Here is a 24,510-nt window from a genome sequence, read left to right as displayed (position 1 = left end):
GGGTTGTCCGACGCTTGATCAAATAAGCGGAGAGTGCTCCTGACCTGCAACGATGGGACTTGTCTAGGGTCCAGTCAGCCGCACGAAAGAAGCACTCTCCAGGTGAGTAAGCGTATCGGGTCGTACCCGCGCGTCCGCGTCGAGGGCAGTGGCAGCGGGACGGTCTCGCAGGCCGGTGCGGTGCTGTTGGTCGAGACGGTCCGAAAGTTGGGTCTGGACACCGCGATATCGACGGCATTGGCGCCTTGGCGCAAGCCGCGGGCAGTGCATGAGCCGGGCAAGATCCTGCTGGATGTCGCGCTCGGAGTCGCTCTGGGCGGGGACTGCCTCGCCGATGTCGCCCTGCTGCGGGCCGAGCCGGCCGTGTTCGGGCCGGTGGCCTCCGACCCGACGGTTTCACGGCTCATTGACGCCCTTGCCGCTGCCGGACCAAAGGCGCTCACCGCGATTCGGTCGGCTCGGGCGAAAGTACGCTCGCGGGTCTGGGACCTGGCCGGGGCGAACGGCCCCGCCGCCGACGGCTCGGTGATCGTGGACATCGACGGCGTGCTCGTCCTTGCGCACTCCGAGAAGCAGGACGCCACAGCGACCTGGAAGAAGACCTTCGGCCACCACCCGCTCGTCGCGTTCGTCGACCATGGCCAGGCCGGGTCCGGAGAGCCGGTGGCAGCCCTGCTGCGGCCCGGCAACGCAGGCTCCAACACCGCGAGCGATCACATCGAAACAGCGCGACTCGCCCTGGCTCAACTCCCCAAACACCTGCGACGGGGCCGTCAGACACTGATCCGTACCGACTCCGCCGGCGGCACCCACGCCTTCCTCGACTGGCTCTCCAAACCGGGCCGGTGGCTGTCGTACTCCGTCGGAATGACCATCACCGACGCCATCCACCAGGCCGTGCTGAAGATCCCGAAGAAGGCATGGACGCCGGCCTATGACTCCGGTGGCACCGAGCGGCCCGGCGCCTGGGTCGCGGAGATCACCGACATGCCCGACCTGACCACCTGGCCGAAAGGGATGCGGCTGATCGTTCGCAAAGAACGCCCGCACCCCGGGGCCCAGTTGCGCTTCACCGACCTCGACGGACTACGGCTCACCTGCTTCGCGACCAACACCAAGGGCGGCCAACTCGCCGACCTCGAACTACGTCACCGCCGCCGGGCCCGCTGCGAGGACCGCATCCGAAACGCCCGAGACACCGGCCTGCGCAACCTCCCCTTGCACGACACCGCTCAGAACCAGATCTGGCTGGAGATCGTCTCCCTCGCACTCGACCTACTCGCCTGGATGCCGATGCTCGCCCTGACCGCAGAGACCCGCCGCTGGGAGCCCAAACGGCTTCGACTACGGCTGTTCTCTGCCGCCGCCCAGCTGGTCACCACGGGCCGCCGCCGTTGGCTCCGCTTCACCGCCCGATGGCCCTGGACGGATGTGATCACCCGCGCGATCCAACGGCTCGCAGCCCTACAGAACCCCGGCTGACCAGCAACTCCGACCGCCCCGACGAACCAGCGACATCCCGGAACCGTGGAACCCGGCGCCCACCCGACGCGACAGCCGGGCCGTCAACCTGCCCCGGCCCACGAAGTTCCGCACCTCGCAAGCACAGAGTCCCCGTCAGCGCACCGACGAGGACTCATGAACGATCGAGGCTAGGACAAGCATGGGTAACGGGACAAAGAACTCGATGTACCTGTGGGTTGAGCCGTGGAGAACGGACACCATTGGATGCACCCTGGCGAGGTGTTTACCGTGCTCACCGAGACGGTGTCTGGAGAATCGCATTCAACATCGTGGTGCACGAACAAGGCATCACCTTGCTGGTCGATGCCGAGGTCATCGACCAGCAAGGCCGCCTCGTTCCCTCAGGACAACAGCCCCTTGCGTGGACCGATTTGACGGTCGAATGAGTGCGGGGTAAGTTGATGACCCCTCTGGGGAATTCTCCGCCGACGCGGAGGTGTATGCCCGCGCACTTCTGCGCGTTGCGTACCGATGACTCATACCGCGTCGACTTTCCGGAGGCTCACCGTGACGTCCAACCCAGCCCCGCGCAAGGGCCTTGAGCTGTGCGCTGCGTTTTTCGGCGCCACGTCCTGCGGCCTCGCTGCTGGCATCGTAACGAGCGTTGGCGGTGCACAGACGCTCGCTGCTATCGGGGCAGGCGGCGCAACGTTCGTCGCCACATTCGGTATCGGTATGAAAATCCTTGAGTACCTCCGCGTCGAAAGCTGACGCCCCGGGGGCGGTCCACTGCGGACCGCCCCTCGACGAGGAACGTCGCCGTGGACTCGAACCTCCTACCGTTCCTAGCACAGGTTTTGCAAGCCCGGTTTGCCCCAGTGGAACAGTTGTCGCCGCCACCGCGCCCGCTGCGTTCTCCAAGAAGCCCAAGGCAAGGCTCACGGGCACTGTGTAGTCATGAGAACTGCCCCGGCAAGTGATCGCCGGGGCAGCCTATTTCGGGTATAGAGGAGAAGAAGACGAACAGTCGCGAGACCAAGTGTGGCCACGCGAACCACGCACTGGTCCGATAGAGCTGCCAGACCCCGCAGCAGCCCGCCACACTATTGATGCCCGCCCCGCTCAGACCGGCCCGTCTCTGGACTGGCGTCATCTCCTTCTTCGCCGCTTAGCCAGCCATCTGCGGCTTCTGCCACTTGGTCGTCACGACCAGCCACAGGCCGGGCGTAGTGCCGAGTCGTCACGCTCGCGTTCGAGTGCCCGAGCCGGTGCGCGGCGGTCATCACGCCGTACCGGTCAGCGACCCACGTCCCGTGCGAGGCGCGGAGATCGTGCGGCGTGACGTCAGTGAGCCCGGCAGCCGCCACGGCGGGATCGAAGTACGCCTTGCGCCACTGGTTGTAGCGCAGAGGCTTGCCGCCAGGCGTGACGAACAGGAGAGCGCCCTCCCCACCGGGCAGCGTTCCTAGGTGCCGGCCGATCCGCGCCGCAAGTGACGGCCCGATTCGAAGAACCCGCTTCTGATGGGACTTGGGGGTGTCGAAGACGAGGGTGCCGTTCGCTTCGGCCAGGTTCTCATCGACGAGGACCAGGCCGCCGGAGACATCGATGTCCGCTCGCCGCAACGCGAACGCCTCCCCGACCCGCAGACCCGCGTAGGCGAGCAAGGAGATCAGCAGGTCATGGGGTTTCGTCGCGCTCCGCACGATCCGCGAGGCTTCCAGCGGGGTGAGGATGTGCGGCTCGGTCTGCGGCATGCGAGGCAGCTTCACGCCCCTGCACGGGGTCTGCCCGATCATTTCGTTGTCGACGGCCGCCCGCATGATCTGCGAGAGAACCCGGTAGGCCTGCCTGATCCGCGATGCGCTGAGACCACGGGTCTTCATCGCGCCAACCCACTCCACGATGGTGATCGGCCGAAGGCTGGACAGCTCACGATCACCGAGCGCCGGAACAATCAGTGAGTTGATCAGGGACCGGTACGACGCCTGTGTCTTGTGCTTGAGCTGCGGGGAGACCGCGGTGAGCCATCGTGTCGACCAATCGCGGACGGTGGTCCGTCCCTCGGCGGGGTCGAGCCAGCGGCCCTCCTCCATCTCGATTCGCTTCCGTGCCAGCCAGCGATCAGCATCCGTCGTTGTCGCGAACGTCTGATCAGCGGCACGCAGCACGCCGTCAGGACCGGGATACCGAGCCTGGAACCGGCCGGACGGCAGCTTCCGGACCCGACCGAAGGCACGTCGGGACTTACGCTTGGCGGCCATCAGGCAGCCCTCCGGTACGAGTACGCCGAGGCGGGCCGCAGGACGATCGGCGCCACCGTGTGGGCACTGACGTACTCCTCCACGGCGCTCTCGGGGATACGCACGTGCCGACCGACCTTGACGAACGTGATGCGGCGTTCCTCGATGAGCCGGCGAGGGAAGCGGAGACCGGTGCCGAGGCGTTCGGCGACCTGATTCACGGTGAGCAGTCGGTCCGCCACGGTCACCACTCCCCCTCGTTGGCAGAGCGCTCCTTCAGTGCGTCGCGGGCGGTCTCGCGGTTGGTCTGGAGGTCACGGGCGATGGTGGCGGCGAGAGCCCCTTCGCCGGGGGTGTGCCCGTGGCCGACGTACTGCCAGTCCGTCAGGACGAGGACGGTGTCCGGTTCACGGTCGGCCAAGCCGAGGACGGTCGCTTCCTGTGAAGCGCGGTAGTTGGCGCGTTCCTGGCGGAGGGCGCCGAGGGTGGTGGAGTAGGTGCGGGACTTGGACGAGAAGTGGCCGCGGAAGCCGAGCATGTGGGCCCAGGCCCAGAGACGTCGGTCCGGATAGAGGCTGTCGAGCTCACGGCATGCGGTGATGAGCCGACGGGTGTGATCGGGAACGCGGTGGCGGTCGAGTTCGGCGAGCTCGCCGATGCGGCGGTCCAGGGTGCCGGTGTTCTCGGCGGCTTTGGTGGCGTACTTGGCCACGTACGAGGCGACGGCCTGTTCGGTGACATCTGAACCGTCGCCGAAGGCCTTGACCGGGCGGACGTCGAGCTGTCGGCCCCATCGAAAGGTCCGGGACGGCTGTTCACCAGCAGCCGGGACGGAGACCGACGTGTACGAGTGCGCGGCTGCGGCTCGTATCGCGTCGGTGAGGAGATCGACCGTGGCCCACGCGGGCGGCGGCGTACGAGGTCCCTCGGGGCCGTCGAGACGTACGACGGCGTGGAAATGAAGGGCTCCGCGCTTCTGGAATTCGGCGACCTTGCCGAAGGAGACGCGGATATGGTCCCCCAGCTCACGGCGCGAGATGCCCGCGTGGATGGCGAGTTCGCGGCGGAGCCGGGTGGTGAAACGCTGCCAGAGCTCCCCGGCGTGGTTGTTGAAGAGCACGGCGCCCGCGTAGTCGTAGGTCTCCGGATCAAGGGCGGAGCCCAAGTCGCCGGAGTCCGAGGCGTGGGCGGTGCCGCACCGGCAGGTGCCCCGGTCGGGGCGGTTGTGGACAGGGCCGAACGAGGGTGCGGTGAGGGTGGCGAAGACGCGCGGGTGGTCGCGGACGGCGGTGGTGATGTCTCGGCGGTCGTCTCCGGCGAGGCCAGCGCGGATCAGGTGGTAGGTGTCGCCCGCGTAGGTCCAGGCGCAGGAAGGGCAGCGGGAGGCGCGGCGGTTGCCACAGGCGATACGGAGGCGCCCGCCCGGCTCGTACGCGGTCGAGTAGCGGTGCAGGGTCTCGCCGGTGGTCTTGTCCTTGTGGGTTACCCAGCCGCTCAGATGGACGGGGTCGGCACAGCCGCCGGTGCGGCGGATCTGGTCCTCCCAGCGGGAGTAGTCGGAGGCCGAGGCCACCCGCAGGACGTCCCCGAGGACGGTCGGGTCGAGCTGTGGGGCGTGCATGGACCGCTTCTGTTTCGAGGGTGAGGGCCGGTGGGCCATGCTGGGGGTTCCTTCCGGTTGCGAGATCGATCGGTGGGCACGGCTCCCAGGCGGCGGATGCTTGGCGGTATCGAGGCCGCCCGGGGGCCGGTCAGCGGCGTTTGGCGTCGGACGCGATCAGGGAGCGCAGGACGACCGCGCAGACGGCGACCGATGCGCTGGTGACAGCGACCGCCAGGAGCAGCGAGACCAGGACAGTGCCGACGACCAGGACGACGGCAGTACCGGCACCGACGAGCGCGACCGCGGTGCCGGGGGTGAGCTGGACGACCGGACGGGACGGCCCAGGGGCGGCGGCGGGTGCCGGGGCAGGCGTGCCCGGCGTGATGGTGGTCGGCTGGACGACGGCGGGCGGGGTGACCAGGCCCGAGGGCTGCGGCATGGTCGGGATCTTGGGCTGGAACATGAGTGGTTCTCCTCTCCCGGGCGCGGGTTACTTGACGGCGGTGTCGATGACGGAGGCGAAGAGGCTGTCGGCGAGGAGGTAGCCGCCGAGGAGGAGCACGCAGATCAGCCACACCGGCGGACGGAAGAGCTTGATGCCGAGGTAGCCGACGACCAGCAGGGCGATCCAGAGGGGGACGTCCATGGACGCTGTCTCCTAACGGACGGTGCAGCGGTGGGTACGGGCGGCGAGTTGGGCAGCGGTCCGGCTGGAGTAGTCGGCGGACCAGCCGCAGCGGTCGGCAGTGCAGACGGCGACGTGGACGGTGCGGCCGGTGCGGTCGCGGTGGGTGCCGATCTGCACGGGGCCGATATGCATCACGGAGTGGAAGCTGTCGCGGGCGGGCATACCGGTCAGCCCCTGTCGGTCGTCGGGTCGGTGTACTGGGCGCGGATGCTGCGGGCGGTGGCCGGGTCGTCGACGCGCCGTGCGGCTTCCTCGGCGAGCAGGTGGGCAAGGAAGGGGCGTGCTGCGGCCATCTCACGCGCTCCGTCGAGGTAGTCGTCCACGGTCAGGTCGGCGGGATCATGGGTCATCTCAGTTCTCCTCTGCGGTCAGCTGAGGCGGGCGGCGATGGCATCGGCGAGGTGGGGCGGAACGCCGAGGCGGGAGCGGAGGGTGTCGGTGTCGATCGGTGATCCGGTGCGGGTGCGGTACTCGTCGGCGACCTTGCGGGCGTGGTCGATCAGCACAGCGGGAACGGGCGGATCCGGGGACGGGGCCGGGGGCGAGGACAGGGCCGTTGTCGCTGGGGGCTCATCGGCTTGGGATGGGATCGGGGCCACGTCAGGCACACGCGCCGGCCCGGCGTTCTTCGTCTCTGTGGCGGCGGCTGGCGGAGCTGGCTCCGGCTTCCCCGACGAGTGGGCGAGGAGAGTGCCGCCGAGGAAGGCGAGTGCGGGCCATCCGGCGATGCCGAGCCGGAGCGGGGCCGGCGGGTCGGCCAGGTCGAGGAACCCGGCGGTGGCGACGTTGGCGCCAAGCGACGCGAACAGGGCGATCAGAAACCAGCACCAGGCCAACCGGGACGGACCCTCGCTGCGCAGCCGACGCCAGGCGGCGACAAGGAGCAGGTCGACGCTGACCGGGTAGGCCCATGCCTTCCAGCCGTCCTGTCCGGCCGCGGCGGCGAGGTCGTGCAGGTGCGCGAAGGACAGAGCTCCGGCGATAACCGCCTGGATCAACACCGCGTCGATCCGGAGACCGTGCCGGGCGCCCATCAGGAGTCCTCAGCGGGGTCGGAGTCATCCGGGAACGTGCCCGGCGGCTCCGGCAGCGACACGGCGAGGGACGGGCTGACGACGTCCACGAAGTCGAGGTCGGCGCCGGCCATGTCGGCGTACAGGGCGAGTTGGCCGAGCAGAAGCACGGTCCGGGCGAAGTCCTCGCAGTCGGGGCACATGGCGGTTCTCCCTTCTCTGGGCATGGCAGTGGTAGGGACTCGGCGCGAAGACGGTCACGCCTACCGGGTGGGGGGAGAGATCAGGCGGTGGCCGGAGAGGCCTTAGCCGATGGCACAAGCTCGGTGGCGGTGCCGGTGGTGGGCCGGAAAGGGGCCAGCTCGGGCAGGTCCGGGGTCCTGTCGGCGTACCGGTTGCAGAGGTTCACGGCCTGGCGGAGCGAGGTGTGCGGAGCGCGGATGCGATACCAACCGCCGGACGCGTCTCCCGCGATGGCGAGGCCTCGCAGTTCGGCAGGAATCTGGATGGCGGCGAGGACCGCGTCCGGGGCGATGTCGCCGAAGGCCATGTTGGCGGAGGTCTCGTCGTTGAGACGGTGGGCGGTGCGGCCGGTGAGTTGGGCGCGGAGCATGGTGATGCCCTTGCCGAGTTCGGAGCCGAAGCGCTGTCCGCAGATTTCGAGGTAGATACCGGCGGCGCGGCCGAGCTGCGCGAGACGGACCAGGGCGGTGACGATGCGGTCCCGCCGCTTCTCCTCCTCCTTCGTTGCGTACAGGGCGAGTTCGGCCACCTCGTCGACCAGGACTACGACCGGGGTCGGACGGAGCTCATCAGGCAGGTCCCAGATGTCGGCGGCGATCTCCGCGTCCGTCACATCGACGGTGATGCGCTGCTGGGTACGGATGAGGCGGTAGACGTCCGCCATCCGCGCCACGAGTGCATCGAGGAGTTCGGCAGCGGTGTCCGGGCTGTCGGCCAGCGCTGAGAACCGGCGCGCCAGCGGGAAGAGTTCGACCCCCTGCTTGCAGTCGATGCCGACGAGGGCGACGTCCAGAGGAGCAAGGCCGGCGACCAGGTTGCGTTGGTAGACGGACTTGCCGGACTCCGTGGCGCCGAGGGTGAGGGCGTGAGGTATCGCGCGGTAGTCGCGGTAGTGCACCGCCCCGTCTTCCCGAAGGGCGACCGGTACCCGCATCGCCCGGGTCTCCGTCTCAGCAGGCATCTGCACCCGCTTGAGCACGTCGTATCCGGTCATCCGCACCTCGACGACACCGGACCGCACCTCACGCGAGGTCACGCCGAACATCGAGAACGAGTGCCGAAGCCGATCCGAGGCCGCAGCGATGTCGAAGACGTCCTGGCCGGGACGGAGCTTGAGTCGGAGAACCAGGCCGGTGCGAGTCGGCCGCAGTCGCCGGATACGCGGTGGGCGGGGCTCAGGTATCGGCCGGTTGGTGGCCCGAGCCAGAGATAACCGCCACCGCGCCGGCGGAACGGTCAACCCGCACGCGTCCATGACCGAGCGGTACCGGACCAAGACCCGCAGCGCGGCCAGGGTGACCCCGAAGGCCAGCCAGTACCAGGCGGGCCGCCGCCACCGCAGGAGACCCGCAGCGGCGACGACCAGCACCAGAGCGACCGTGAAGGCGGTCATGATCAGGCCGCCTTCGACCCTGCGGCGGCGACATCGGCAAGCGAGGTGACCGCGACCGCGCGGAACGCGATGCCGTGCCGCCGCTGACCGTTGAAGTCGTTCTCCCACGGACGTGCGACCAGGCCGGTGAGCGCGACCGGCGTACCCATGGACAGCTCACCGGTGATCCCGGGCTCCGGAACGGTGACGGACAGGATCTCCACCTCCTCGTTCGCCGCGAACATCACGTCCACGGTCATGAGCTGAGCACCGGTCTCCATGTCGGTTGCGATCTCACCGGTGCGGCGGTCACGGACCTTGACCTGCGGAGTCTTGGCGACCATCACGACAGCGCTGGAGGTGTCGACGGGAATCTGACGCACAGCAGATCACTCCTCTATAGATGCTGAACTCCACCACTCATGTATATGAGTGACATGAAGAAGAGTGCATGACTCCTGTACATGAGTCAACCCGCCGCGAGGAAGAACTCACGACGGGTTGAGGGAAGTTGAGCGGATGTCAGTCGGCGGCAGGGATCCGATACTCGAAAACGAACTGGTCAGCGGCCATGAGCGTGTCGCACACCTCGACCACCCGACCCGCGGTCGTACGGGCCTCCCGGATCAGGTGAACCACGGGCGCACCAGGGCTGAGCGCCAGTTCCGACGCCTCCGACTTCGAGGCCGGGCGCGCTTGCAGCGTCTCGACGAACTCCGCGAACTCATGCCCGTGGTCTTCGAGTCGGGCATAGATGCCGCCGCCACCGGGGTTCTCGGAGAACAGCTCCGGGATCTCCTTCACCACGTCCCAGGGCAGGTACGACGAGGCGGTCTCAACCGGGGTGCCGTTACGGAAGTAGAGGCGCCGACGGGCCAACACCTGCGTACCGGCGGGAACGCCCAGGCGCTCGGCGGCATCCTCGGGCGCGTCCATAGGACCGATGTAGAGGACGCTGACTTTGGCGGTGGCGCCCGACTGTGCGGACTCCGCGAGGTAGGCGGCCTGGCCACCCTGCCGGAGCGAGCGCCGGAAGCGATCGGACGAGCGGTGCCGTACGGGGGGCCGGTTCTTCACGATCGAGCCCTTGCCGTGCCTGGTCTCGACGAGCCCACTCGCCCGTACCTCAACCATGGCCTTACGGATCGTCCCGCCGGAGACGCCGTAGCGGTCCACCAGCTCGGATTCGCTCGGCACCATGTCGCCGGCTTTGAGAACCCCCGCCCGGATCTGCTGCACGAGGTCATCAGCGATCTGCACATACCGAGGACCGGAACCGGCCCCTCCCGCCGCAGTTCCCATAGTCCTTCCCTGCCTCCTATGCTCCTCTACATGAGTCAATCACAGGAAGCGGCACCCACTCCCCTGCACTCCGTGTCCGTCGCCGGAGTAGTGGTGCGCGAGGACGGCCGCCTCCTGGCGATCCGCCGAGCCGACAACGGCACGTGGGAGCTCCCCGGCGGCATCCTCGAAATCAGCGAGACACCCGAGGCCGGCGTTGCCCGCGAGGTCTGGGAAGAGACAGGCATCCACGTCGAGGTGGACCAGCTCACCGGCGTCTACAAGAACACGACCCGAGCCATCGTCGCTCTGGTCTTCCGCTGCAAGCCCTCCGGCGGCACCGAGCGCACATCAAGCGAGTCGACAGCCGTCTCCTGGCTCACACCCGACGAGGTCAGCGAGCGCATGTCCGAGGTCTACGCGGTCCGTCTGCTGGACGCCCTGGACGGCAACGGCCCCCACGTGCGGAGCCACGACGGCAAGCAGCTCATCTCAGCGGGATAAGACTTTCTCTACTTCATCAAGACCCGCGCACGGCGCGGGAGCGCGCCGCCTCTGCGGCGCGGCCTGCCTCTGTCTCCGCCCCGGCTGGCCGCGCCAGGCGGCGCGCTCGTGCTGCGGGTGGAAGCAAGGAAGCCATCTGCGGATCAGGGACATGCCTCCGGCAGGGGCGCTCAGACTCCGGGATGGGAGGGGCGCCGTTCGCGAGTGCCGGCCGGAGCGTGGTGAGCGTCGTGGGTGCTCCCATCCCGACCACCTTCGACCCAGGCAAAGCCGAGCAGTCGCGGCCCAGGGCGTCAAGGTCGTTCGTACAGTGGCGCGCTCCACCTTGACGCCCTGAACCACGCCCGCTCCACGGAAGTGTGGGTCGAAGGCGGACGGGATGGGAGCCGGGGTGAGTGGTGGGGCAATGCGAAAACGTGTGCGCCTGGTCCAGTCGCAATGGCGAAAGTTGTGACCTGATTGATCGAAAACGTCCACGCTGACACGGAAACTCACCTGCCACCACCAATGGGCAACTGCACTGTCAGTGGGACCAAGTACCCTCAACTCAAGTGAAGTTGGAGAGTCACACAATGCTTGTTCCGTACAGCGATGGAGGCAGTCATGCTAGGAACGATCATCCGCGACCTTTACGGCAAACAAGAAACACACGAGATCAAGTACGCATTGGATGATATCGCCTCACCAAATGACACCTACGGATTCTCCTCTGTCGGCGTCTATTGTTACTTCAATCCCGAAGATTCAACCGCACTCTACATCGGACTCGCACGCGACCTAACTCAGCGCTTTTGCCACCACAACGGAGTAATCAAGGTCAAACCAGAAAGCTGCAAAGTGCGGGAGATAACCGCATGGTTTACTGAACATGAGAAACTTGGTCTTGCGATTTTCGTGCAATCACCCCTAGAGCAGGTCAGCACCTCCAGGAACGCAAAAAAGCGCAGCAAGAACACGGGTGAGCACTCCGACTCACCCCTAGAAGGCCTGCTGCATGCGACCACCATGGAGGGCATCCTTATCGAGTCCTACAAAGCCAAGCACGGCTCACTACCGCCGTGGAATAAGACTGGCGCTTCGCTAACAGGCCAAGGGCTCGCCACTACAGGCGGTTATAACCTCCTTGAGATCATGACAGGAAAGGTTGACTCACTCATACTCTCACGCAAGACCCTAAGGGAACTTTCCGACGACCCGACATATTTGGAGTTCGAGAGTCTATTACATGGAGGAAGAACTTACGCAACCGCCCAGCACGCCGGAAGGGGAATGGACAGTCGCGCCATCCTGTCCGCAATGAATGAAATCACCGCTAGCCCATTCCTGGCAGATATGCACACACAGGCAACGTGGAAGCGAATGCTGGACACCCAGTACCTATTTCTCCAGTCACCTGCGCCGGCAACCGAGGAGACCCCGGGCCGCTTGAGGCTCAAGGGCAAACGTTGACGACTCCGCCACCAATTGCAGGCGTTCGACAGGTAGCACGGGCTCCCGCGGCAGTGACCTTCATCGACGCAGACCCACAGGAGGTACGACATAAGAGCCAGAGAAGCCGCAAAAGCTTCCTGTGCGGTGGGGCGGCTGCTATTAAGTCAAGTGGCGCGTTAGGGCCCACCCGGTATCGTACGGGTGTGCGACGCGCAGAGGATCCCCCTGCGTGCTGAGGAAGCGGAGCGTGCCCGCGATGCGACAGGTAGCGAGTCGACCTCGCAGAGCTCTGCGGGCTCACTCCTTGAGATGCGTGCTCCTCCCCAGATCCTCACTCCACTACCCCCGGTTGGGCTACGCTGAGCTCAGCGTGAGCGGAGGGGGCCATGTGGGGGAGCCAGAGACCTGGCAGCAGGAGCAGGTCAGCCTTGCCTACCTCTCCGCTGTAGCCACACGGGCAGGTGCGACGTCCGCCGTTTGGAATGTGGACAAAGACGGCGTTGACGTAACTTTGCAGCGAAACCTTATCGATGTCGCATTTCAAATGAAATGCACTTTTGCGCCCACCGTTTTGAGCGACGGGGAGACGTACGCTTTCGATCTCGACGTGCGGACTTATTGATCCGAAACGCTTGTGATTCTGGGTCGTTGAGCATGGCGTGAGTGATCTGGTGGGGGACGCGCGGCACCTGTCGCCGGCGGCGCAGGAGGTTCTGCGGCTGCGTGCGGTGGCCGCGCTGGTGGCGGGGCGGGACCGTGAGGACGTCGCGTCGGTGTTCGGGGTGTCGCTGAAGGCCGTGGACAACTGGTGGGCGAGGTGGCAGGCCGGAGGCCGGGAGGCGTTGCTTGCCCGGACGAAGGGCCGCCCGGTCGGAGTTCATCAGGTGCTGGGTGAGGCCGAGCAGGCCGCGGTGCGTCAGGCGGTGCTCGATCACCGGCCGTGCGACGTGGGACTGGTAGGCCAGTTGTGGACCCGTCGGCTGGTCGGTGACCTGATCGCGAAGCTCTACCGGCTGCGGCTGACCGAGCCCGGGGTGGGCAAGTACCTGAAACGGTGGGGCCTTTCCTTCCAGCGGCCCGACAAGCGGGCGGTGGAACAGGACCCGCAGGCGGTGGCCCGCTGGCACGAGGAGACCTGGCCGGCAATCCGGGCGAAGGCGAAGGCCGAGGGCAGCGAGATCCTCTTCGCCGACCAGGTAGGCATCCGGTCCGACCAGGTCACCGGCAGGACCTGGGGTGAGAAGGGGCGCACCCCGATCGTGCGGCGCACCGGCAACCGGTTCTCGGTGAACGCCATGTCGGCGATCAGCACGAAGGGCCGCATGCACTTCATGGTCTTCGCCGGGACCTTCGACTCCGCCGTGATGTGCCGCTTCCTCGCCCGGCTCGCCGGGCACTTCAACCACAAGATCCACCTCGTGGTCGACGGGCATTCCGCACACCGCTCGAAGAAGGTGAAGGACTGGCTCGCCGACCACGCGGAGGAGATCGAACTGCACTTCCTGCCCCCGTACAGCCCCGAGCTCAACCCCGACGAGCTCGTCAACGCGGACCTCAAACACAGCCTGCCCAAGAGCCACCGAGCCCGGAACCAGGCCGAACTCGCCGCCGAGACCCGCCGGTTCTTCCGCAGACGCCAACGCCAGCCCCACATCGTCCGCGGCTACTTCCATGGCCCGCACGTCCGCTACACCCTCAGCGAGAACCCTTTGAGTTTCTGATCAATATGACCTCCTTCGGGCAACGAATCGCTCATCAGCCGGCTTCCTCGGATTGGTCGTCGTCCCTCGCGACATAGATGCGTGGCTGACGCAAAACGATGAGTCCTTGCTCATGCGATGCTCGGGCTACTACGCCCGGATCCAGAATTGCCCCTCGGTATCCAACCAGGGAACCACTCGAATTCATTTGCCGAAAAAGCAACGGTTGGATCAGGCAGGCCTAGACGATATCTTCACTTACGCCTTTGACCGGCTTTTTGGGCCAAGGGAGGGGGAACTGTGAACACTTTCGATATCGGATTTGAGGAAATTGAGTCTTACCTGATTCGGTCTGGGTGGCGACGATCCCTGTCTGGCCCGTTTGCCGAGATCTGGCAAAGCAATGGGAACGCCGATGCCACAGTCTTTGTTCCACGGGAATCAGGCGCCCCCGACTTCTCGCGAACATTGCAAACATTGACCGCCGAGTTGGCGCGAAAAGAGAATCGACCCCAAGCCGATGTCGCCCTTGAGATCTCTCGACAGTTCCTAGATGTCACGGATCTCAGGGCAGAGGATGCAGATATCACAGAAGGAACAATCCCGCTTGTGGCAGGTATTGGGTTGTTTAATTCTGCTCATCGCATGATGGTCTCTGCGGCGGCTGCCACTCTCCATAGGCAGGGGTATTACGGAAACTCCATGCCTCGCGCTGCGCATAAGCATGCTCGCCGTATGCGGTTGGGGCAGACAAGGCCAGGCTCCTACATCGTCCCGGTTATCAGCAATGCCCGGTTCGGTTCCTTGGTGGATAACACGTTTAGCGAGCCACGACTGGAAGCATCCGTAGACGATTCGTACTTCGAGCGAAGAATGCTGACGACGCTATCCAGGGCATTGGAAACCCTGTCAGAAATGACTGTAATCCGAGACAGAAGCCCCAGCAGGCTGGATGTTCTCAGCGCAGTGGACGAGGGCGTATCCAGTGAACTTTGCTCTGCGGTGCTAGATGTCATCGGAAAGGGAGGTGTCGAACTATTTGACATTACCTTTAACTGGGCTCCAAGTTCTGCACCTCCTCGCGATCTTTCCGGGAAGGTGGAATTCACCGATGAGTCAGCTGACCTGATTTACCAAATCGAAGCTGAGCTAAAAGAAACAGACGTCCCTGCCGAAAGAGTACTTTACGGCGTCATTCGGCGCCTGTCACTCAAAAAGAATGAGACAAGCGGTCACGTGGCGCTTGAGACGATCTTGGATGGGAAGCCTAGAATTGTTAATTTCGAGCTTCCCCTTGACGTTTACAGCAAGGCTGCCCGATATCATGGCGAACGTCGGCCAGTAGTAGTCCGAGGAATTCTTGACGCTACTCCTGGACGCCGTGCCACCATGTCGGTCACAGCTTTCGACGCAGACCGATCGGTCGCCTCCTTCGATGATGTTTCGTGATGCCAGTCCAGAGGGTGCCCCAAAGGAGGTGGCGTTGACCTTAGGGCGCGGCCCGCAGCCTCTTTGTGGCAGGTTCCTAAGCGAGGCTGACGAGCAGCGCCTGCAAGGAACAGCATGGCCGAGAGTTGTGGCAGTGGCCGGCCGCCTCGCACAAGTGAGGGTCTCGAACGACCTGGGCGAACTCGTGGCACTGCACAACACCGGGCCCGAGCAGACAGCGAACGCCACACAGACCGGCGAGCGAGCCTCTGCGGTCCCCGCACCAGATGAGCACCAGAAGACGGGGTAACCAGCGGTCACCACTGGGCAAGGGGCAAGCGCCGCGACCCGACCCGGTCTGCCATTGTCCCTGCTCAGGAGCTTGAGACCATAAGTTGATCTGTGATGCCCAAGCCCAGAGCGCGAGTTCGATTATCGTCACCCGCTCCAATAAAAGAGCCCAGCCCAGGGGACGAACCCCCAAGCTGGGCTTCTGCGTTGTCTAAGGGCTGTGAGAGTTGACAGATAAAGACCGCAAGGTGGACGCCCACCTTCCCGGCATAGACCTCTAGGGCTGGAGGCACTCGACAATGAGAGGAGAGGCCACCACCAGCCTTGAGGGTTGGCTAGAACCCATATCCAGGAAGATTCGATTGGTGCAGTCGAAAGTCGCCACCACCTGAGCGTAGCCGGACAGCCTCGGGAAACTAAGACTCTGCTGCTCAACCCGTTCAGCCATTTTGATTACACCTTCACGGAAACCTGTCATGCCAGCCAAAAGAGTCTCGTCATCCTCTGCTGCCACTGCTTGAATCATAGCAATCAGGCTGTCGTGAGCGGAGTCTAGCTCTTGCACTTCCACCCCTGCTCGAACTCCGGGGGGAGTGGTTAGGTTGCTTGGATTCCCATAGAGTAGGAGCGCCACCTCGTCGGTGGATTGAGGGTGAGGGCCGAAAAAGAGCATTCGGAAATCTTCGGCCCATACGAGGGCTTGGGCTAGCCGTGTATCAAACCGAATCCAGGCACCATCAGATACTCTCGGATTCTCATACTGCAGTGCGATCTTTTTGAGATGCTTCAGAACCTTTCTTGCCTCTTTGAGGACGGTCTCTGGGGTACTGTCCTCAGCGTCAGCGGACCCTGCGGTTGCAGAAAGTGTCGCAATGCTCGCCACCGAAACCTCGGCGCTCACATCCTTCAGAGATAAGCTAGATTTCTTACCCCAAGGGAACTGCTGCAACTTACCCTTGGAAAGGTAAACTACTTGGCGCACGTGTTTTCTCCCCCTGTAGTGCCAGTGATATAGCACCACCTTAGCTAGAGGAGCGGTCGGTTTGGCCGACTTCTTGAAACCTGCCTGAGAGGCATGGCATCCGTCAGACGGCCCCTTCGTCACCAAGCCGGGGTGCTAGCAAGTGCGCTTCGGCACATACCCAGGGCGGTGTGTTGGCGTAATCGGCTTTGAAGCCCGTCTGCGCGGGTCGCCCCAGAGGGCCGGCCCCTCCCGAGGCGGGCGTAGACCACCTGCGCACCACCTAGGGCAGACAGCCACGGTCAATCACGGATCCGTCCAAGAGCTGTCGACGTTGCCACTATAGGTCCGTAAGGCCAGGTCAGAGCAGTGAGAAAGGGCTGAGGAGCGCAGATTCCCAAGCTCTTGGCGCGCACGTAGTGACTTACTGAGCGGCGGCTGACGCGGAGCATCCCGGATTGACTGATCCAGTCCGGAAGATTTGCTCACCGCACCAGTCAGCGCGACGGGGAAGGGCCCCGGTTCTGTGCTCGGGCTCCCCTCCCCGCGTGGTAGGAGGCTGGCTTCTGCCTGGGTCCAATCAGATTCGGCGGGGCTCTCCCGCCGTCAGAAGATGACCGCGGCTGACTGCGACACGGAGTACGTCCTTCAGGGCGCCGGTCAGGGCGTGGCACAAGCTGCGAAGTTCAATCGGCTCCGCGTCCTCGTTAGTGAGGCTTTCCGATGCCATCTCCAGGAGTTCGGTGGCCGTGCCGAGTTGGACCGCTTCGATGTTGTCCGCGAGGCGGGACATGTAGCCGTCCGGGTCGTCCGTGCTCAGGTAGCAGGGCTTACCCCCGGGGCCCGACCACGGGAGAAGCCGAAGTTCGTTCGCTGTTGTCATCCTTGGGTTGGCCTCTCATTGAGCACGTGGTGGGCGGTGAAAACGGCGTCGACTCGGTCTCCTGGGAAGGCCAGGAGCGCGGCTTCAACGACGCGACCGGTGACGTCGGTAGCGATGCGCGTGATCGCGAGAACGGCCGTGTTGTTCCCGAGCCGGAGGACCGACGCTTCGTCTGGGGTGGGAGAGCGGGCGGAGACCGTCTCTCGGATGGTGGCCGGCGACGGGCCGAGGACGGCAAACCTCGTGGCTGCCTCCCGGCACACGGAGTCGTCGTCGCGAACTCCGGCCGGGGCCAGGTCGCGCGGGATGTAGATGCGGGCCAGCCCGTGCGGCGACCCTTGTTCGAGGCTGAGGCAGGTGTACTCCGCGAGCGGGCTGCCCGTTGGCACCTTCAGCAACGTCGTCAGGTGCACGGAGGCCGGAACCGTGGTGCTGCGAACCGTGACGCGCAACGTCGGCTCAGCAGCGGTCCAGGGGTCCAGCGTGCCCCAGCCGCCGACGTACATGATCTTGCGGCGGGGGTGACGGACGTAGTTGCCCTTGCCGTGGATCTTCTCGACGAGTCCTTCGCCCTGGAGCACAGCGAGAGCACGTCGCAGGGTCACTGTACTGACTCTGTACCGGACGGCCAGGCCAGCTTCGGACGGGAGGCGTTCGCCAGGCTTGATGCTGCCCGTCGTGATCTGGTGGCGTAGGTCGTCGGCGATGTCGTGGTGACGAGAACGCACGGCGCCGGTCACCGCCTTCTCAGCAGGCGCAGGGCAGCGAGCCGGGTACGCGTGTGTATGGCCAGCAGCTCCCCCGACTCGAAGACCAGTTGCTTGGCCCCCTGCGGGAGCTGGAGAAGGTCTCGCACCCGGTAGGCCTGGCCGCCGAGTTGGATGATGTCGCCGCGCTGCACCGTGGCCGCAGTGACCTCGACGGGGGAAACCAGCGCGCCGCCTGGTGCTCGGCCCCTCACGCCGTGACCTCCGTAGGCACATAAGGGTCGGGGGTCGAGTGGCACGGGCAGTCACACACCTCGTAGATCACCGGTACGTCGGCCGACGCCAAAGACGGGGAGGGCTCGATGCAGGAGTGGTGCGTGCCGATGCGGCACGCGATCGAGCGGTACGGGACGGGAGCTGTACCCGTGGGGTGCGGTTGTCGGTGAGGAGGCATCAGTGGGCCCCTGCGAGGGCCGACCAGGCATCGGCGGGGAGTTGTGGGGCGACGAGCACCGTGCGCGTCCGGACTCGCTCTTCCCACGCCAGCAGGTACGGACGGACAAGCGCGACGTCCTCACCCTTCAGCGGATAACGGTGTACTGCGGCCGCCGAAGCCCGACCCAGGGCAACGGTCGAAGCGTCAGCGGGTGCAAGGACGGTGCGAGTGGCCAGTGGCCGGGAGGGCGTTAAGGGGCGGCGGTGCCGGCCCCGCGAGAAGTACCGCTCTCTGGTAAGCGAGGCGGCACGGCGGATACGGTTGAGCATGCTGTTCAGCTCCTATCGCTGATAGCCCGGTCCCCCGACATCGCCCGTCGTGGGGACCGTTTTGCGTACAGCCGCCCATAAGGTGCGGCCGTTCAAACTGGTGGCCAGGAGTCCGAATCGATCGGCCTCATCCACCACGTCCAGGACCTCCCGCCATGACTCAGCGGAGAGCGTTTCCGGTACTTCCGCCTCGACCGTCGTGAACCGCTTGTGCTCCTCCACGCGCGTGGGGAGCCCGATGGCGGACAGTCGGGCGGCGATGGCCGCCGCGGTTACTCCCGAAGCGGGCACAGGGCAGCCTCCGTCACCAGCGATCACTTTTAGTGAAGCTAGTTAACTAGATTAGAGCTAGTGGACTAGATTTTCCATATGTCTGAGCAACCGCCGTATCTCCGCATCGCCGACGAACTCCGGCGGCGCATCGCGGAGCACGTCTGGGAACCGGGCGACCGCCTCCCCTCCCGCGCCCAGATCGGCCAGGAGTGCGGCGTGGGCGAGAACGTGGTTCGCCGGGCTCAGGAGTTGCTGATCTCCCACGGCGTGCTGGAGGGCCGCGCTGGATCGGGTACGTACGTCGCTGAACCTCGACAGCGAGTACGGGTCGTCCGGTCGTCGGCGCGCGAGCAGTCCAGCGAGTCGCCGTTCCGCGAGGACATGAAGGCCCTTCGCCGGCAGAGCGACTGGGAAAGCCGGACCGACGCGAAGGTTCCGGCCCCGGCGGAGATCGCTACGCGGCTCGGGATCGCCGAAGGTGAACTGTGCGTGCGGACGACCTACGAGTTCCTGGCGGACGGCAGGCCGGTCCAGCTGTCGACGAGTTGGGAGCCGTACGACCTCACCGCCGGCACACTCGTCGTCCTCCCCGAGGGAGGGCCCCATGCCGGGGCGGGAGTCGTGAACCGCATGGCCGCAATCGGAGTCACCGTCAGCCATGCGGTGGAACAGCCCGAACCACGACACGCAACCGCCGAGGAAGCATCGCTACTCGGCATCCAGAAGGCCGCACTCGTGACGCACATCCGGCGGACGTACTACAGCGACCAGGGCCGCCCCGTGGAGACAGCGGACATCGTGGTGCCCGCAGCGCACTGCGAGATCGTCTACGAGATCCCGATCAGCCGGTAGTTAGAGGGTGGGGGCAGAGCGGGTGGACGAGTCGGTGTCGTGCCTGGAGTGTGGTCACGTGCTGGAGACCGCAGGGCTGACGCTGGTGGGCCGCGAGGGTGGCGGGCTGGCGTGCCGTTCACTCTGGAAGTGCAGCGGGGGTCACATCTGGTGGCGGTGGGCGGACCAACCGGATGCGGTGCTGGAAGTCTGCCCTCTGCCGCAGCTCTTCCGGTGAGCGCCACGGGAGCCGCCACGAACCGGGAACATGCCGGAAGCCGTGCCCCCCGCGTGCCCCTTCCGTGCCCGATAGACCGGGAAACCAGGGGGAACAGCGGTGCCCGGCGGGATACGGGCATGGCAAAGGCCCCCGACCATACGTACTGGTCAGGGGCCTCTTACCTGCGGTGGGTGTGGGATTTGAACCCACGGTGACATCGCTGCCACGACGGTTTTCAAGACCGTTCCCTTAGGCCGCTCGGGCAACCCACCCCGCGTCGTGCCGGTCCCGGTCGGCCGGGCGGCTCGATGCGTGGAACAGCCTAGCCGGTCAGCTGTCGCCCTTGCGCTCGCCCAGGGTGAGTTCGGCCGTGGCCGTCTTGCCGTTGCGTTCGTAGGTGAGCGTGACCTTGTCACCCGGCTTCTGGGTCCAGATCTCGCCGATCAGCGTCGGGCCGCTCTCGACCACCGTGTCGTTGAACTTGGTGATCACGTCGCCGGCCTTCAGTCCCGCCTTGGCCGCGGGGCCGTTCGGAGTGACGGCGGGGGTGCCGCCCGCGCCCTCGTCCGAGATGACGGCGCCGCCGGTCTTCTCCTCCATCGTCACCGTCGCGCCGATCACGGGGTAGACGGGCTGGCCCGTCCTGATCAGCTGCTCGGCGACGTTCTTCGCCTGGTTGACCGGGATGGCGAAGCCGAGGCCGATCGAGCCGGCCTGGGACTGGCCGACGCCGCCGCCGCTGGTGGACTGGATCGCCGAGTTGATGCCGATGACCGCGCCGCCCGCGTCCAGGAGCGGACCACCCGAGTTGCCCGGGTTGATGGAGGCGTCGGTCTGCAGGGCGCTCATGTAGGAGTTCTTGTTGCTGGAACCGTCACCGGAGGCGACCGGGCGGTTCTTCGCGCTGATGATGCCGGTGGTGACCGTGTTGGAGAGTCCGAACGGTGCTCCGATGGCGATGGTGGAGTCGCCCACCGCGACCTTGTCGGAGTCGCCCAGGGCCAGCGGGGTCAGTCCGTCCGGGGCGTTCTTCAGCTTCAGCACGGCCACGTCGTAGCCCTGGGCGCGGCCGACCACCTCGGCGTCGTACTTCTTGCCGTTGGAGAACGTCGCGGTCAGCTGGCCGCTGTCCGCCGCGGAGGCCACCACGTGGTTGTTCGTGAGGATGTGGCCTTCCTTGTCGTACACGAAGCCGGTGCCCGTGCCGCCCTCGCCGTCGCCGGACCGCGCGTCGATCGTGACCACGCTGGGCAGCGCGCTCGCCGCGACGCCCGCGACCGTGCCCGCATCGCGCTTGAAGTCCTTGGGGCTGTTCGAGGCGGCGACCGTGGTCGACCCGGAGGAGCCGGAGTCGTTGCTGTCGGCGGCCCAGTAGCCGAGGGCCCCGCCGACGCCGCCCGCGACCAGGGCGGCCACCGCCACGGCGGCGACCAGGCCTCCGGCGCGTCGCTTGCGCGGGGAGGCGGGCTCCGAGGGCACCGGGGCTCCCCAGACCGGGGGGCTGCCGCCGTCGGCGTACGAGGGAACGGTGGGAGGCGGCGGCGGCCAGGCACCCGAGCCGGCCGGAGGCTGCTGCGGTGACGGCGGCGCGTACGGATACTGCTCGTGCCCGGCGGCGGACGCCCCTGTGCCCTCCTGGTACGTCGCGGCCGGAACCTGGGTCGTCGGCGCGTCCGCGGGAGCGGCCGGCGGGGCCTCCGGCGCGGGCGGACCCCCCTGCGGGGTGCCCTCGGGAGCGGCAGCCGGCACGGGAGGTGCGGACGGAACAGACGGTACGGACGGACCCGCGGTGCCCTCGTTGCCCTCGTTCTCGGTGCTCACAGCTCTTTACTCCTCGGTTCCACTCGGCATTCGGCAAGAGATCCGCTGTGCACGTGTCTGCAGTCAGCTTTTCCCACAGCACGTCAGGCCACTGTAAGCAGGACCTGTGCATCCGCACACCAATCTTTACATCAGGCAAAAACGGTCCTACGCAACAAGGCGTCAGCACCTGACGCGTCTCGGTGACACGATGACGCGGTGACCCACGCGCACCTACCCTCCGAACAGCCTCCCATCCAGGTCATCGCCCACCGCGGGGCCTCGGACGACGCCCCCGAGCACACCCTGGCCGCGTACCGGAAGGCCATCGAGGACGGGGCGGACGCCCTGGAGTGCGATGTACGCCTCACCGCGGACGGCCAGCTCGTCTGTGTGCACGACCGCAGGGTGAACCGCACGTCGAACGGCCGGGGCGCCGTCTCCGCGCTGGAACTGGCCGATCTCGCCGCCCTCGACTTCGGCTCCTGGAAGGACCACGAGGAGTCCCCGGACTGGGATCCGGTGCCGGGTGAGCTCACGTCCGTACTCACCCTGGAACGGCTCCTCGAACTGGCCCACGACGTCCGGGCCGGCGGACGGCCGCTCCAGCTGGCCATCGAGACCAAACACCCCACCCGCTGGGCCGGGCAGGTCGAGGAGCGGCTGCTCCATCTGCTCAAGCGCTTCGGTCTGGACGCCCCGCCCGCGGACGGGCCGTCGCCCGTGCGCGTCATGAGTTTCTCCGCGCGCTCCCTCTACCGCGTCCGGGCCGCGGCCCCCACGCTGCCCACCGTCTTCCTGATGCAGTTCGTCTCACCGCGGCTGCGTGACGGCCGGCTCCCCGCCGGATCCCGCATCGCCGGTCCGGGGATGCGGATCGTACGCAATCACCCCGGGTACATCGAGCGGCTGCACCGGGCGGGGCACCGGGTACACGTGTGGACCGTGAACGAGCCGGAGGACGTCGAGCTCTGCGTGGACCTCGGAGTGGAAGCAATCATCACGAATCGACCGAAACAGGTCCTGTCGCAACTTGGCCGCCCTTAGGGCCTGCCGATTATCAACTCGCCGTCTTGATCTCCGGTGGCGGGGTGATTCCGAGCTGTGTGGCGAGGTCTGCGAGGTCGTCCAGGGTGGCGAGGCGGTGCTCGGCCGGGGCGTTGATGTGCCCGATCTCGTCGAGGAGTTGGTGGGTCTTGCGGATGCGCCGGTTGATGGTCTGGGGCGCGACCGCGAAGAGGCGGGCGATGGCGACCTGGGGAAGCCCGAGCCTCTCGTAGAGGAGGGTGGCCAGGAGCCGGTCGACGAGAGTGAGGCCCGGGCGCCGGCCGGTGTAGAGGCCGGCGGCGGGAGTCTTCTGCCGGTCGCCGCCGCGCCGCTGGTGTAGGTCGTCTTCCCGCTGGGCCGTGCGGGCCGCCGCCAGCTCACCGATGAGCTGGCCCCATCGTTCGTCGTCCATGCCGGTCAGGGCCGGGTGGACCAGCCAGGCGCGGCCGGGGCCGGGCTGGAGCTGAGGCAGTACGGGAGGGATTCCATCCCGACGGTGCTCCTCGGGACGCAGGGTGTAGTTCCAGTCGCCATGCCAGTCGTGGCGGTTCAGCGGCAAGGCGGTCATCTGCCCGTCGCTGACCCTCAATCCGGTCTCATAGAGGGCAGTGTCGAGCTCGGCCCGGATGGCGAGGCCGGTGCGGGTGGTGGTCGCGGCGATGCTGTTGACGATGACGTCATGGCTGGTCAGCGGCCTGCCTCGCCAGTTCATCGTGATGTGGGAGAACAGCCGGTGCTCAATTTTGTTCCATTTTGAAGTACCTGGAGGAAAGTGAGACACGCTGATCTCCAGGCCGGTCTCGAGGGCCAGGGCGGCCAGCTCGAACTTCCAGGCGCGGGTCCGGTGTCCGTTGGAACCGCCTGCGTCCGCGGTGATCAGCAGGCGTCCGGAGTGCGGGTAGGCGGCATGTCCGGCCGCATGCCACCAGCGGCGGATGGAGGCGACGGCGAACGCTGCGGTGTCGTGATCGGTGCCGACGTTGACCCAGCCGGCATCCTCGGCCAGGTCGTAGATTCCGTACGGGATCGCCTTGCCCAGATCGGCGTCGGGAAAGTCGTGAGTACGGACCCGGACCGGTTCCCCCTTGCGATGCCACTCGCGCCCGCCGTTCTTGTAGTTGCCCACCAGCTCCTTCTTCTTGGTGTCCACGCTGATCACGGGGTCGCCTGCTGCCTGGAACTCCTTGGCCTGGTCGTTGATATAGCGGAACTGTCCGTCCCGGTCCGGGTGCTGCTTGCCTTCGGTGGTCTTGGCGTTGCCCTGGAGGCTGAAGCCCTCCTCGCGCAGCACCGCCGCCACCGTGTCCGCCGAGACCCGATGGCCCTGCCGGACCAGCTCGGCGGACAACTGCCGCGTCGACTTCACCGTCCACCGCAGCGGTGACATCGGATCCCCACGCACATTCGGCTCCACCAAAGCCAGCAGCGCGGGCCGCAGCCCCGGATTCAGGTCCACCGCCCGTTTGCGGCCCCCGCCCACCCGGCGGACCCGTCCCAACAGCACGTCACCGGACTCAAGTTCAGCAGCCCCGCGTGAAACGGTGCCCTCACGCACCCCCGCCGCGCGAGCGACGAGCCTGATCCCGCCATGCCCCAGCGAGCGTGCCTCCGCTCCTATGGTCAGTCGCCGCTGACGCTCGTCCAAGTGCGGGAACAGCGCCTGAAACTTCGCCGCCAGCCCGGTCTCGATCCCCTCCGATCTCCCCATACCACAACAACGAGCCACAATCCCGGAAGCGACGGCTTGTTTCCCGGCAGGCCC

At 66.2% G+C, this 24,510-nt stretch carries 26 protein-coding genes and 1 tRNA gene; 7 read left to right on the top strand and 20 right to left on the bottom strand.

Going from position 1 to position 24,510, the window contains the following annotated elements; translation table 11 throughout:
* The first annotated feature begins 102 nt into the window (after positions 1–102).
* Entirely contained in the window at positions 103–1,482 is a 1,380-nt protein-coding gene (locus B9S57_RS19685; RefSeq protein WP_103515523.1) for an IS1380 family transposase, read from the top strand.
* A 1,085-nt stretch (positions 1,483–2,567) separates the two neighbouring features.
* Here the strand turns inward: B9S57_RS19685 and B9S57_RS19680 are convergent.
* The 12 genes from B9S57_RS19680 to B9S57_RS19625 form a co-directional block, all read right to left on the bottom strand.
* Positions 2,568–3,728, bottom strand: coding sequence for a site-specific integrase (locus B9S57_RS19680; protein ID WP_103516871.1), 1,161 nt, complete (start codon positions 3,726–3,728; stop codon positions 2,568–2,570).
* Complete coding sequence (locus tag B9S57_RS19675) at positions 3,728–3,949, bottom strand: helix-turn-helix domain-containing protein (RefSeq protein ID WP_014155129.1); 222 nt, start codon at positions 3,947–3,949, stop codon at positions 3,728–3,730. The genes B9S57_RS19680 and B9S57_RS19675 overlap by 1 nt, the downstream gene beginning before the upstream one ends.
* A 2-nt stretch (positions 3,950–3,951) precedes the next feature.
* Positions 3,952–5,367, bottom strand: coding sequence for a replication initiator protein RepSA (repSA, locus tag B9S57_RS19670; protein ID WP_103516870.1), 1,416 nt, complete (start codon positions 5,365–5,367; stop codon positions 3,952–3,954).
* Between the two features lie 91 nt (positions 5,368–5,458).
* A complete protein-coding gene (locus tag B9S57_RS19665; protein ID WP_103516869.1) occupies positions 5,459–5,773 on the bottom strand; it encodes a SpdD-like protein in 315 nt (104 codons plus the stop codon).
* A gap of 27 nt (positions 5,774–5,800) precedes the next feature.
* Positions 5,801–5,956, bottom strand: a complete 156-nt coding sequence (locus B9S57_RS19660) for a hypothetical protein (RefSeq protein WP_010060553.1) — start codon at positions 5,954–5,956, stop codon at positions 5,801–5,803.
* 12 nt (positions 5,957–5,968) lie between these two features.
* Positions 5,969–6,160: a mobile element transfer protein gene (locus B9S57_RS19655; RefSeq protein ID WP_103516868.1), complete on the bottom strand. Its 192-nt coding sequence runs from the start codon at positions 6,158–6,160 to the stop codon at positions 5,969–5,971.
* 5 nt (positions 6,161–6,165) lie between these two features.
* Positions 6,166–6,348 carry a hypothetical protein gene (locus B9S57_RS19650; RefSeq protein ID WP_015577981.1) on the bottom strand — a complete coding sequence of 61 codons (183 nt, stop codon included), beginning with the start codon at positions 6,346–6,348 and terminating at the stop codon, positions 6,166–6,168.
* An 18-nt stretch (positions 6,349–6,366) separates the two neighbouring features.
* Positions 6,367–7,032, bottom strand: coding sequence for a DUF2637 domain-containing protein (locus B9S57_RS19645; protein WP_103516867.1), 666 nt, complete (start codon positions 7,030–7,032; stop codon positions 6,367–6,369).
* Positions 7,032–7,214 (bottom strand): hypothetical protein, encoded by a 183-nt coding sequence (locus B9S57_RS19640; protein WP_093686344.1) that lies wholly within the window; start codon positions 7,212–7,214, stop codon positions 7,032–7,034. Before B9S57_RS19640 ends, B9S57_RS19645 begins: the two co-directional genes overlap by 1 nt.
* A gap of 80 nt (positions 7,215–7,294) precedes the next feature.
* Complete coding sequence (locus B9S57_RS19635) at positions 7,295–8,647, bottom strand: FtsK/SpoIIIE domain-containing protein (protein WP_103516866.1); 1,353 nt, start codon at positions 8,645–8,647, stop codon at positions 7,295–7,297.
* A 2-nt stretch (positions 8,648–8,649) separates the two neighbouring features.
* The gene (locus B9S57_RS19630) at positions 8,650–9,009 is read right to left on the bottom strand and encodes a hypothetical protein (RefSeq protein ID WP_032781844.1); all 360 of its coding nucleotides are present in this window, start codon (positions 9,007–9,009) and stop codon (positions 8,650–8,652) included.
* Between the two features lie 139 nt (positions 9,010–9,148).
* On the bottom strand, positions 9,149–9,928 hold the full coding sequence (locus tag B9S57_RS19625) for a GntR family transcriptional regulator (protein WP_103516865.1): 780 nt from the start codon (positions 9,926–9,928) through the stop codon (positions 9,149–9,151).
* Positions 9,929–9,946: 18 nt separating this feature from the next.
* Between B9S57_RS19625 and B9S57_RS19620 the strand changes: the two genes are divergently transcribed.
* The 4 genes from B9S57_RS19620 to B9S57_RS34190 all read left to right on the top strand — a co-directional run bounded on the left by B9S57_RS19620 (position 9,947) and on the right by B9S57_RS34190 (position 14,991).
* Positions 9,947–10,411 (top strand): NUDIX hydrolase, encoded by a 465-nt coding sequence (locus B9S57_RS19620; RefSeq protein ID WP_181011409.1) that lies wholly within the window; start codon positions 9,947–9,949, stop codon positions 10,409–10,411.
* A 591-nt stretch (positions 10,412–11,002) separates the two neighbouring features.
* Positions 11,003–11,860, top strand: a complete 858-nt coding sequence (locus tag B9S57_RS34195; protein ID WP_258036463.1) for a hypothetical protein — start codon at positions 11,003–11,005, stop codon at positions 11,858–11,860.
* 641 nt (positions 11,861–12,501) lie between these two features.
* The gene (locus B9S57_RS19605) at positions 12,502–13,563 is read left to right on the top strand and encodes an IS630 family transposase (RefSeq protein WP_219818573.1); all 1,062 of its coding nucleotides are present in this window, start codon (positions 12,502–12,504) and stop codon (positions 13,561–13,563) included.
* A 279-nt stretch (positions 13,564–13,842) separates the two neighbouring features.
* Positions 13,843–14,991 (top strand): hypothetical protein, encoded by a 1,149-nt coding sequence (locus tag B9S57_RS34190; RefSeq protein WP_146057770.1) that lies wholly within the window; start codon positions 13,843–13,845, stop codon positions 14,989–14,991.
* Positions 14,992–15,538: 547 nt separating this feature from the next.
* On the opposite strand, the gene B9S57_RS34185 is transcribed toward B9S57_RS34190, so the two are convergent.
* The 5 genes from B9S57_RS34185 to B9S57_RS35590 all read right to left on the bottom strand — a co-directional run bounded on the left by B9S57_RS34185 (position 15,539) and on the right by B9S57_RS35590 (position 18,868).
* A complete protein-coding gene (locus B9S57_RS34185) occupies positions 15,539–16,243 on the bottom strand; it encodes an SAVMC3_10250 family protein (RefSeq protein ID WP_146057769.1) in 705 nt (234 codons plus the stop codon).
* A gap of 559 nt (positions 16,244–16,802) precedes the next feature.
* Complete coding sequence (locus B9S57_RS19600; RefSeq protein WP_103516862.1) at positions 16,803–17,105, bottom strand: hypothetical protein; 303 nt, start codon at positions 17,103–17,105, stop codon at positions 16,803–16,805.
* Complete coding sequence (locus B9S57_RS19595) at positions 17,102–17,845, bottom strand: GntR family transcriptional regulator (RefSeq protein ID WP_103516861.1); 744 nt, start codon at positions 17,843–17,845, stop codon at positions 17,102–17,104. The genes B9S57_RS19600 and B9S57_RS19595 overlap by 4 nt, the downstream gene beginning before the upstream one ends.
* A complete protein-coding gene (locus tag B9S57_RS19590; RefSeq protein ID WP_103516860.1) occupies positions 17,842–18,066 on the bottom strand; it encodes a hypothetical protein in 225 nt (74 codons plus the stop codon). The genes B9S57_RS19595 and B9S57_RS19590 overlap by 4 nt, the downstream gene beginning before the upstream one ends.
* Positions 18,067–18,589: 523 nt before the next feature.
* Complete coding sequence (locus B9S57_RS35590; protein ID WP_103516857.1) at positions 18,590–18,868, bottom strand: hypothetical protein; 279 nt, start codon at positions 18,866–18,868, stop codon at positions 18,590–18,592.
* 78 nt (positions 18,869–18,946) lie between these two features.
* On the opposite strand from B9S57_RS35590, the gene B9S57_RS19570 reads away from it, so the two are divergent.
* Complete coding sequence (locus B9S57_RS19570; protein ID WP_103516856.1) at positions 18,947–19,702, top strand: GntR family transcriptional regulator; 756 nt, start codon at positions 18,947–18,949, stop codon at positions 19,700–19,702.
* A gap of 384 nt (positions 19,703–20,086) precedes the next feature.
* Here B9S57_RS19570 and B9S57_RS19560 read toward each other — a convergent pair.
* A tRNA-Ser gene (locus tag B9S57_RS19560) sits at positions 20,087–20,173 on the bottom strand.
* Between the two features lie 58 nt (positions 20,174–20,231).
* Positions 20,232–21,722 (bottom strand): S1C family serine protease, encoded by a 1,491-nt coding sequence (locus tag B9S57_RS19555; protein ID WP_103516855.1) that lies wholly within the window; start codon positions 21,720–21,722, stop codon positions 20,232–20,234.
* 198 nt (positions 21,723–21,920) lie between these two features.
* Here B9S57_RS19555 and B9S57_RS19550 point away from each other — a divergent pair, with 198 nt between their 5' ends.
* A complete protein-coding gene (locus tag B9S57_RS19550; RefSeq protein WP_103516854.1) occupies positions 21,921–22,748 on the top strand; it encodes a glycerophosphodiester phosphodiesterase in 828 nt (275 codons plus the stop codon).
* A 13-nt stretch (positions 22,749–22,761) separates the two neighbouring features.
* Here the strand turns inward: B9S57_RS19550 and B9S57_RS19545 are convergent, their stop codons facing one another.
* Complete coding sequence (locus B9S57_RS19545; protein ID WP_103514838.1) at positions 22,762–24,456, bottom strand: ISAzo13 family transposase; 1,695 nt, start codon at positions 24,454–24,456, stop codon at positions 22,762–22,764.
* Positions 24,457–24,510 lie beyond the last annotated feature (54 nt).

This window comes from Streptomyces sp. SM10, assembly GCF_002910915.1.
Taxonomy (GTDB): domain Bacteria; phylum Actinomycetota; class Actinomycetes; order Streptomycetales; family Streptomycetaceae; genus Streptomyces.
The sequence above is the reverse complement of the archived record's forward strand: the minus strand, read 5'-3'. Positions and strand labels throughout refer to the sequence as shown.

What these genes read in the sequence shown, in the direction of transcription:
- B9S57_RS19680 (WP_103516871.1), bottom strand. Translation starts at nt 3,728, where the DNA reads ATGGCCGCCAAGCGTAAGTCCCGACGTGCCTTCGGTCGGGTCCGGAAG.
- repSA (WP_103516870.1), bottom strand. Translation starts at nt 5,367, where the DNA reads ATGGCCCACCGGCCCTCACCCTCGAAACAGAAGCGGTCCATGCACGCC.
- B9S57_RS19665 (WP_103516869.1), bottom strand. Translation starts at nt 5,773, where the DNA reads ATGTTCCAGCCCAAGATCCCGACCATGCCGCAGCCCTCGGGCCTGGTC.
- B9S57_RS19660 (WP_010060553.1), bottom strand. Translation starts at nt 5,956, where the DNA reads ATGGACGTCCCCCTCTGGATCGCCCTGCTGGTCGTCGGCTACCTCGGC.
- B9S57_RS19655 (WP_103516868.1), bottom strand. Translation starts at nt 6,160, where the DNA reads ATGCCCGCCCGCGACAGCTTCCACTCCGTGATGCATATCGGCCCCGTG.
- B9S57_RS19650 (WP_015577981.1), bottom strand. Translation starts at nt 6,348, where the DNA reads ATGACCCATGATCCCGCCGACCTGACCGTGGACGACTACCTCGACGGA.
- B9S57_RS19645 (WP_103516867.1), bottom strand. Translation starts at nt 7,032, where the DNA reads ATGGGCGCCCGGCACGGTCTCCGGATCGACGCGGTGTTGATCCAGGCG.
- B9S57_RS19640 (WP_093686344.1), bottom strand. Translation starts at nt 7,214, where the DNA reads ATGTGCCCCGACTGCGAGGACTTCGCCCGGACCGTGCTTCTGCTCGGC.
- B9S57_RS19635 (WP_103516866.1), bottom strand. Translation starts at nt 8,647, where the DNA reads ATGACCGCCTTCACGGTCGCTCTGGTGCTGGTCGTCGCCGCTGCGGGT.
- B9S57_RS19625 (WP_103516865.1), bottom strand. Translation starts at nt 9,928, where the DNA reads ATGGGAACTGCGGCGGGAGGGGCCGGTTCCGGTCCTCGGTATGTGCAG.
- B9S57_RS19620 (WP_181011409.1), top strand. Translation starts at nt 9,947, where the DNA reads ATGCTCCTCTACATGAGTCAATCACAGGAAGCGGCACCCACTCCCCTG.
- B9S57_RS34195 (WP_258036463.1), top strand. Translation starts at nt 11,003, where the DNA reads ATGGAGGCAGTCATGCTAGGAACGATCATCCGCGACCTTTACGGCAAA.
- B9S57_RS19600 (WP_103516862.1), bottom strand. Translation starts at nt 17,105, where the DNA reads ATGACAACAGCGAACGAACTTCGGCTTCTCCCGTGGTCGGGCCCCGGG.
- B9S57_RS19570 (WP_103516856.1), top strand. Translation starts at nt 18,947, where the DNA reads ATGTCTGAGCAACCGCCGTATCTCCGCATCGCCGACGAACTCCGGCGG.
- B9S57_RS19545 (WP_103514838.1), bottom strand. Translation starts at nt 24,456, where the DNA reads ATGGGGAGATCGGAGGGGATCGAGACCGGGCTGGCGGCGAAGTTTCAG.